1 protein-coding gene is annotated in these 267 nt (G+C 43.8%); it reads left to right on the forward strand.

The window, feature by feature from the left end; translation table 11 throughout:
• Nucleotides 1–267: cytochrome ubiquinol oxidase subunit II family protein (locus CWB80_RS22300; protein ID WP_502705023.1), on the forward strand; the 267-nt coding region annotated here is incomplete at both ends.

Genomic DNA, 267 nt, shown 5'->3' on the forward strand with positions numbered 1-267 from the left:
CGATCCAAAAGGTCTAATTGTTGTCGACGAGAAGTATATAATTATCGTAGATACGGTGTTAATGCTGATTGTTGTGATTCCAGTTATTGCCATGACAATTTATTTTGCATGGAAATACCGTGATGGACGAGAGCAAGAAATTTACGCTCCACAGTGGGCGCCCTCTAATACGATTGAAGCGGTAGTTTGGTCCATTCCTATCATCAACGTTGCGATTTTAGGTGTGCTCCCTTGGCAGTCAACGCAACCCCTTCCGCCTTATAAGCC

It is taken from the genome of Pseudoalteromonas sp. S1650 (genome assembly GCF_005887195.1).
GTDB classification, from domain to species: Bacteria; Pseudomonadota; Gammaproteobacteria; order Enterobacterales; family Alteromonadaceae; genus Pseudoalteromonas; species Pseudoalteromonas simplex.